Origin of the sequence: Methanobacterium sp. BAmetb5, from assembly GCF_003491305.1 — an archaeon.
Taxonomy (GTDB): domain Archaea; phylum Methanobacteriota; class Methanobacteria; order Methanobacteriales; family Methanobacteriaceae; genus Methanobacterium.
Genome location: NZ_CP022706.1, coordinates 1,325,001 through 1,332,500 on the forward strand (window position 1 = coordinate 1,325,001; position 7,500 = coordinate 1,332,500).

The 7,500-nt window shown below is 43.5% G+C and carries 9 protein-coding genes (2 of these 9 running past the window's edge); all 9 read left to right on the plus strand.

All coding sequences use genetic code 11. The features are described from left to right. Nucleotides 1–238, plus strand: partial view of a P-II family nitrogen regulator gene (locus CIT02_RS06480; protein WP_292610767.1) — the 3' portion only. The gene continues 80 nt to the left of window position 1, outside the view; only the last 238 of its 318 coding nucleotides appear in the window; its start codon lies off the left edge, out of view; its stop codon occupies nucleotides 236–238. Between the two features lie 23 nt (nucleotides 239–261). After that, a complete protein-coding gene (locus tag CIT02_RS06485) occupies nucleotides 262–630 on the plus strand; it encodes a P-II family nitrogen regulator (protein WP_292610769.1) in 369 nt (122 codons plus the stop codon). 98 nt (nucleotides 631–728) lie between these two features. After that, nucleotides 729–2,207: a nitrogenase subunit alpha gene (locus tag CIT02_RS06490; RefSeq protein ID WP_292610771.1), complete on the plus strand. Its 1,479-nt coding sequence runs from the start codon at nucleotides 729–731 to the stop codon at nucleotides 2,205–2,207. Continuing rightward, complete coding sequence (locus CIT02_RS06495) at nucleotides 2,204–3,592, plus strand: nitrogenase component 1 (RefSeq protein WP_292610773.1); 1,389 nt, start codon at nucleotides 2,204–2,206, stop codon at nucleotides 3,590–3,592. The genes CIT02_RS06490 and CIT02_RS06495 overlap by 4 nt, the downstream gene beginning before the upstream one ends. 163 nt (nucleotides 3,593–3,755) lie before the next feature. Next, the gene (gene nifE / locus CIT02_RS06500; RefSeq protein ID WP_292610775.1) at nucleotides 3,756–5,207 is read left to right on the plus strand and encodes a nitrogenase iron-molybdenum cofactor biosynthesis protein NifE; all 1,452 of its coding nucleotides are present in this window, start codon (nucleotides 3,756–3,758) and stop codon (nucleotides 5,205–5,207) included. Next, on the plus strand, nucleotides 5,197–6,612 hold the full coding sequence (nifN, locus tag CIT02_RS06505; RefSeq protein ID WP_292610778.1) for a nitrogenase iron-molybdenum cofactor biosynthesis protein NifN: 1,416 nt from the start codon (nucleotides 5,197–5,199) through the stop codon (nucleotides 6,610–6,612). Before nifE ends, nifN begins: the two co-directional genes overlap by 11 nt. Then, complete coding sequence (locus tag CIT02_RS06510) at nucleotides 6,613–6,933, plus strand: NifB/NifX family molybdenum-iron cluster-binding protein (RefSeq protein WP_292610780.1); 321 nt, start codon at nucleotides 6,613–6,615, stop codon at nucleotides 6,931–6,933. A gap of 88 nt (nucleotides 6,934–7,021) precedes the next feature. Further along, the gene (locus CIT02_RS06515; protein ID WP_292610782.1) at nucleotides 7,022–7,210 is read left to right on the plus strand and encodes a 4Fe-4S dicluster domain-containing protein; all 189 of its coding nucleotides are present in this window, start codon (nucleotides 7,022–7,024) and stop codon (nucleotides 7,208–7,210) included. A gap of 156 nt (nucleotides 7,211–7,366) precedes the next feature. Next, nucleotides 7,367–7,500, plus strand: the start of a protein-coding gene (locus tag CIT02_RS06520) for a molybdopterin-dependent oxidoreductase (protein WP_292610784.1). Its footprint extends 1,828 nt past the window's final position; 134 of the gene's 1,962 nt are visible here — the first part of the coding sequence; its start codon is at nucleotides 7,367–7,369; its stop codon lies off the right edge, out of view.

A 7,500-nucleotide genomic window follows, 5' to 3' on the forward strand; every position in this document is an offset into this window, starting at 1 on the left:
TCTAACCAAGCTTGACGTCATTGGACGTGGAAAACAAAAAGGGATCCAGATTGATGAGATCTACTACGATGAACTCCCCAAGGTGATGTTAATGCTGGTGTCAGAGCCTGAAAACACCGGGGAGATTGTACAGATAATCAACGAAACTGCATTCACCGGTAACTTCGGAGACGGGAAAGTGTTTGTTAGCCCTGTTGAAGAAGCCTACACCGTCAGGACCCGGACTAAAGGACTTTAACTCCCACATGGGTAAGAGATAAAATGAAAGAGATCACCGCCATAATTCGCCCCAATAAAATCAACACCACTAAAATAGTTCTCAGTACCTTGGGATTTCCAGCCATGACTGCTCAGCGGGTACTTGGACGTGGAAAACAAAAAGCCATCCTCGGGGAAGTAACCATGGATATCGACAAAACCAAACTTCGTGACAAACAGGGGACCATGCCCTACATCCCCAAAAGAATGTTAACCATCCTCGTCCCTGATCAAGATGTCTCCCTGGTGGTGGAAGCCATAATGCGCGTGAACCAGACTGGGCAAAAAGGAGATGGTAGAATATTTGTATCCCCTATTGACGAAGCCATCCGGGTGAGAACCGGGGAAAATGGAGATAAAGCAATTACTTAACTCATTAAAGAAAAAATCAAGCCTTAAAATTTGATTGAACAGATAAAAATAATTAAAATAAAAAAATGAACAATTTAAACTAATTTAGGAGAATAATAATGCCTTACAAACTTTTCGACGTGGATGAAGATATCCCTGAGCGAAAAAAACACACCTATGTTAAACACTGTTCGGATCCAGAAGACTGCATGCCTTCCTGCAATACCAAAACCGTTCCCGGATCCATGAGTGAACGGGGATGTGCATTTGCCGGTGCCAAAGGGGTAATAACTGGAGCACTAAAAGACGTGGTCCACGTGGTCCACTCACCTGTGGGATGTACCTACTATGCCGGAGGTACCAAAAGATACCCCACCAGTCCGGACATGCCGGATGGGAGTAAATTTCCCATAGAAAACTTCAACCTAAAATACGTCTGTGGTACCGACCTGATGGAATCCGATGTGGTTTTCGGAGGTATGAAAAAATTAAGGCAATCCCTAATAGATGCTGCACAGGAATTTCCCGAAGCAACTGCCATTTACTCCTACGCTACCTGCACCACCGGATTAATAGGGGATGATATGGATGCAGTTGCCAAAGAACTTACTGCTGAATTGGGTAAAGATGTGGTAGCATTTAACGCACCAGGATTTGCCGGGCCAAGCCAATCCAAAGGACACCACATAGCAAATCACACCATATTCGATAGGTTGGTAGGTACCCAGGAGCCCCCAAGCACCACCCCCTATGACATAGGATTGATCGGTGAGTACAATATAGACGGAGACCTCTGGATACTTGAATCATACTTCAAAGAGATGGGATTACGTATCCTCAGCAGATTCAGTGGTGACTCCACCCACAATGAAATATGCTTTATGCACCGGGCCAAACTGAATCTGGTAAGATGTCAACGGTCTGCCACCTACATTGCCGACCTCATAAAAGAAAAATATGATGTTCCCTACATCAACGTGGATTTCTTTAGTACGGAGTATTGTGCAGAAAACCTCAGAACCATAGGGAAATATTTCGGCCGGGAAAAGGAGGCAGAAAAGGTTATAGGCGACAGAATGGCTAAGGTAGCCCCAGAACTGGAGATCTATAAGGAAAAACTCCAGGGTAAAAAGGTTTACATATTCTCCGGAGGTCCCAAAAGCTGGCACTTGGCCACTCCCCTGGAGAAAGAACTGGGAATGGATGTAACCGCCGTGGCATCACAGTTCGAACACGAAGACGGTTACGTGAAAATGAAGAAACGAGTCAAAGAAGGAGCACTAATAGTTGACGACCCTAACTCCATGGAACTGGAAGAGATGATCAGCAAAGACCGACCCGACCTGATACTGGCCGGTATTAAAGAGAAGTACATGGCCCACAAACTGGGAGTACCCACCATAATGATCCACTCCTATGAAAACGGACCCTACATCGGATTTGAAGGTTTCCTGAACCTGGCCAAGGACATGTACTCCTACATCTACAACCCCATCTGGAGCATGTTAGAGTTTGAAGAAAATCCAGCAGGAAGTGAAGAGGATGAAGGATTAACTGAATCACTAGAAACCCCCAACCAAGTGGAGATGGGCAAATGAGTGGAATAAATGTAATAGAAAAGGAAAGAACCCTCATAGTTAACCCACTGAAAACTTGCCAACCTTTAGGGGCCATGTATGCCGTTATGGGTGTGCACCACGGATTACCCATGGTACATGGATCCCAGGGGTGTTCCACCTTTGTAAGGTACAACTTCGCACGTCATTTCCGTGAACCAGCAGAAATCGCAGTTTCCTCACTGCACGAAGATGCCGCGGTATTCGGAGGAAGGAAAAACATTAATGCCGGTATTAAAAACCTGGCACTGCGTTTCAAACCGGATCTTATCGGGGCCATAACCACCTGTTCCAGTGAGATCATTGGAGATGATGTATTCGGATTCGTGGACACCACCAAAAAAGAACTGAAAGAAATGAGCCAGGAGGTTAAAGGCCTGGATAAAATCGAAGTGATCCCCATACCCACCCCCAGTTTTGTAGGAAACCATTTCACCGGCTATGATATAGGGGTTAAATCCTTAGTAGACGCCCTGGCCGAACCGGGTGAACCCACCGAGAAAGTGAACCTCATTCCCGGGATGGTAAACCCCGGGGACATAAGGGAGATCAAACACATCCTGGCCCTCCTGGGAATTGAGGGATTGCTGTTAACTGACACTTCCGATCCATTTGATTCACCACTCAGACCATCGGTAACACCCACAGAACCGTATTTTCCCAAAGGAGGAACTTCTGTTGATGAAATTCGTGACTCTGCCAACAGCCAGGGAACCATAGCCTTGTGTAAATACGCAGGATCTGGGGCAAATTCTCTGGAGAAAAAGTATGATGTGCCCGCCATCATAGAATCACCACCCATAGGTCTGCAAAATACGGACCAGTTCCTGAGAAATCTGAAAAAACTCACTGACTGTGAAATTCCAGATAGTATCCTGGACGAAAGGGGAATGCTGGTGGATTTAATTGCGGATAATGCTGCAAGATATCTCTTTGACCGGAAAGTGGCCATATACGGAGATCCAGACATGACCACCGGAATGGCCCGTTTCGTTGGAGAACTGGGTATGGAGCCCACCATGGTCTGTACTGGTGCCAACAGTAAAACATTCGCTCCAGATATGGAAAAAATTTCCAAAGAAACTGGATGTGATATAGACGTGCTGTTTGAACAGGATATGCGGTCCTTTGAAGTCTACGTTAAGGAAAACCCTGTGGACCTCATGATCGGACCTTCTGATGGCCGATTACTGGCCCAAAATCTTGGTATCCCCTTAATACGAGTCGGATTCCCAGTTTATGACAGAATTGGATACCACAGGCACCCAATAGTGGGTTATAATGGTGCTGCACGTTTAATGGAACTTATAACCAACTCCGTACTTGAAAAGTACTATGAACCAAGCCACTGGAAACTACAGCAATAGCACATGCCAATCCAGACCCCCTATACATTCAATGGACTAATAACATCCCATTGAATGTTATTTTTCTAATTATTGCTTCATTGATTAGAATATAAAAATAAGGAGTAATTTAAGGTAAAATGGAAAAAATAGTTAATTAAGTGATAGTTTGAGGTATTAGATAATGGAACCGGTAATTGAAACATTTGAATCTCGTAAAAAGCACATGTGCGTTAAAGGAGAAGGATTATCCATCCCTGTATGTGATAAGGCCAGTATGCCCGGCACAGTTACCCAGAGGACCTGTGTTTATGGTGGAGCCCGGATCGTCTTGATGCCCATCACCGATTCAATCCACCTGGTCCATGGCCCCATAGGCTGCGCCGCTTGTACATGGGACATAAGGGGAAGTAAATCATCTCGAGAGGATCTCTACAAAAAAGGATGCTCTACAGATCTCCAGGAAAAAGACATCATCTTTGGAGGCGAGAAAAAATTATTTGAAACCGTGCTAGAACTTAACAGATTGTTCAACCCCGGAGCCATATTTGTATATGCCACCTGCGTGGCGGGAGTGATCGGAGATGATATCAAAGCTGTTTGCAAAAAGGCTCAGAAAATAACCGGGTGCCGAGTTATACCAGTTCAATCTGAAGGATTCCAGGACCACAATAAAACCAAAGGACACTGGATCGGTGGTGACGCTCTCCTGGACTACGTAATAGGAACCAGGGAACCAGAAAAAACCACTCCATTTGACATTAACATTGTGGGTGAGTTCAACGTAGCCGGAGATCTGTGGGGAATCAAACCCCTACTGGAGGAGATGGGTGTTAACATCATCTCCACCATGAGCGGAGACTCCCATGTGGAAGAGATTGCCCAGGCCCACCGGGCCAAACTGAACATAGTACAGTGCCAGAAATCTTCCAACTACGTGGCCCAGAAGATGAAAAAGAAATATGGTATGCCCTTCCTCAAGGTCAACTTCTTCGGCCTGGATCAGACTGTAAATTCCCTCCGGGAAATCGCAGATTTTTTTGATGATGAAGAGATGATCCAATGCACTGAAAAAATAATTGAAAAAGGGCTGGATGAAGTTCAGGATAAAATCCAAGACTACAAAGAAAGGTTAACTGGAAAAAAAGTCGCCCTCTACGTTGGTGGTAACAAAGCCTGGTCGTTGGTCCGTGCCTTTGAAGAACTGGGCATGGACGTCATGATGTCCGGAACCAAGAACGGAATCAGAGAAGACTACGAGAGAATCAAAGAAACAGTACGGGACGGTACCATAATTGTGGATGATGCCAATTCAACTGAACTGGTACGACTATTAAAAAAATACCAACCAGATCTGCTCATATCCGGAGCCAAAGAAAAGTACATCTCTCTGAAACTAGGAATACCCTTCTGTGACTTTAACCATGACCGAATCTCAGCATTTGCCGGATTCAAAGGATTTGTAAGCTTTGCCAAAGAAGTAGATGCTTCAGTTTCAAGCCCGGTCTTTAATCTAACTTCCACAAGCTTATATGACATATCTAATAATCTGAATTCAGAAAAAAACTTAAAAACTGAAAAATCATCTGACGAGGCATTATCTCCCCCTTCAGGAGGCGATAAACATGAATCATAGTAACTGTCACCCGGATAAAAAATTTGCCGTAGTCAATCCTTCCAAAATCTGTCAGCCCATGGGAGCAGTGCAGGCCCTCCTGGGGGTTAAAGACACCATGCCCCTCGTACACGGTTCCCAAGGCTGCAGTACCTATATGCGATTCCAGCTCACCAGACACTTCCGTGAACCCATTGAGGTTGCTTCAACTTCACTGAGTGAGAAGACCGTCATTTATGGTGGGGAATTCAACTTAATGAAGGCCCTGAAAAATATCACTGAAAAGCAAACCCCCCGCATGATAGCAGTGGCCTCAAGTTGTCTAACTGAAACCATAGGGGATGACATGGCTGGTATCGTCGAAAAATTTAAAGATGCCAATCTGGACCAGGACCTGCCTGTCATCATCCCAGTTTCAACTCCCAGTTACACCGAATCCCACGTAGAAGGTTATAATCGGACCATAAAAGCACTTGTTGAACATTTAGCCATAAAATCTGTGTCCAATGATAAGATAAACATTATTACCGGTATTATATCCCCAGCTGACGTGACCCAGGTTAAAGATATTCTAAAAACGCTCAAATGTAACAGTATCATCCTGACTGACACCTCTGAAAACCTGGATGGTCCTTTAACCGAGGAAACACTGTCATTATATGAGAGTGGTACCAGTGTGGAGGAAATTGAAGACACTGCTAACTCCCTGGGAACTGTTACCCTTTCCAAACATGTGAATTCAGCAGGGGTCTTTCTAGAGAAAAAATTCAAAGTTAATTCCATTGCTGGCCCCCTTCCCGCAGGACTGGAAAACACCGATGAATTCATTAAAAACTTGTGCCTGCTGGGAGATTATGAAATCCCTAAATCCCTGGAAAAAGACAGAGGTAGGCTTTTAGACGCAATGGTGGACGCCCATTCCTATAACTATCATCGTAAAGTGGCCATATTTGGAGATCCGGACTTTGTGTCGGGAATGACACGTTTCACTGCGGAAATGGGAATGATACCATCGGTGGTGTGTACCGGGACAAAAAGCAAGATATTCAATGAGGATATGGACTGTATCTCCCGAGAGAAAGAAATTTCTCCAGTTATCCTGGCCGGTGGTGATCTTTACGACATGCACCAGGCAATTAAGGAAAGGGGAGCTGATATTTTAATCGGCAACTCTTACGGTGCCAGCATGGCCCAGGAAGAAAATATCCCCCTCTTCCGAGTAGGATTCCCCATATTCGACCGGTTAGGAGCACAAAGAATATCTACACTGGGGTACCAAGGTGGAATTGAATTTGTGGACAGAATAACCAACACCATACTTGATTTTTACTACGATGAAGCAGGATACGAAATAATAGAACAAAAAACCAAAGAAGAAGTGGAAAAAACTAAAAAATCCCAGTACTCTACCATGGAGGAGATTTAAATGAAGATAGCTGTGGCATCAACTGATGGAAAACTTATTAATTTGCATTTTGGTGATGCAAATCGTTTTTTAATTTTCGAACTTAAGGATGGAGAGGGGAAATTTCAGGAAATGAGAGAAAAAACATCAATACCCTTAAATAATCATCAAGAACGCTGGGTTGCTTCAATAGATTTAATCAATGATTGTAAAGCCGTTCTATGTAGCAAAATTGGCAATGAACCCACTATTGAACTTAGAAAACGGGGTATAAAACCAATACAACTGGATTGTGATGTTAAAGACGCTATAGAAGAATGCTCTAAGCATTTATTAAATTAATATGAGATATTATTGGGTGAAATTCTCCAATTAAAATCCCCATTGCAGTATAATAGAAAATATGTAAGAGATTTTGGAGGTAATGTTAATGACTAAAGTAATCATTGACTATGAAAAATGTGAAGGAGTTGAGTGCGGAGAATGTGCCGAGGTCTGCTCCATGGAAGTCCTGACAATAGATGAGGATAAGATAATCGTGAAAAATCCGGAAGGATGCAGTTTATGTGAAGTCTGTACTGATATTTGCCCCAATGAAGCCATTAAACTGGTTGATTAAATAAAAACAAATTTTAACTACACTTTTTTAATCTAATTTTTTCTTTAACTAAAAATCCAATGAATTCTCGGATTTATATGGTTATATTTAATCAATATCCTAATTCTCCAGAATAAATAAATACCCTGAAGTAAAGGGTAATACGAGGTACGTCCATTGAAAACTGTTATCACCACGTGTACACGGGACTGTCCCGGTGCTTGCAGCATAATTGCCAGTGCAGAGAATGGTAAAGTTACCAAATTAAGGGGTAATCCCCAGCATGATATCACTGCCGGTTTTCTGTGCAA

Excerpts from the sequence above, each read along its gene's own strand:
- CIT02_RS06510 (WP_292610780.1), top strand. The coding sequence starts at position 6,613 with ATGAAGATAGCTGTGGCATCAACTGATGGAAAACTTATTAATTTGCAT.
- CIT02_RS06490 (WP_292610771.1), top strand. The coding sequence starts at position 729 with ATGCCTTACAAACTTTTCGACGTGGATGAAGATATCCCTGAGCGAAAA.
- CIT02_RS06515 (WP_292610782.1), top strand. The coding sequence starts at position 7,022 with ATGACTAAAGTAATCATTGACTATGAAAAATGTGAAGGAGTTGAGTGC.
- CIT02_RS06485 (WP_292610769.1), top strand. The coding sequence starts at position 262 with ATGAAAGAGATCACCGCCATAATTCGCCCCAATAAAATCAACACCACT.
- CIT02_RS06495 (WP_292610773.1), top strand. The coding sequence starts at position 2,204 with ATGAGTGGAATAAATGTAATAGAAAAGGAAAGAACCCTCATAGTTAAC.
- nifE (WP_292610775.1), top strand. The coding sequence starts at position 3,756 with ATGGAACCGGTAATTGAAACATTTGAATCTCGTAAAAAGCACATGTGC.
- nifN (WP_292610778.1), top strand. The coding sequence starts at position 5,197 with ATGAATCATAGTAACTGTCACCCGGATAAAAAATTTGCCGTAGTCAAT.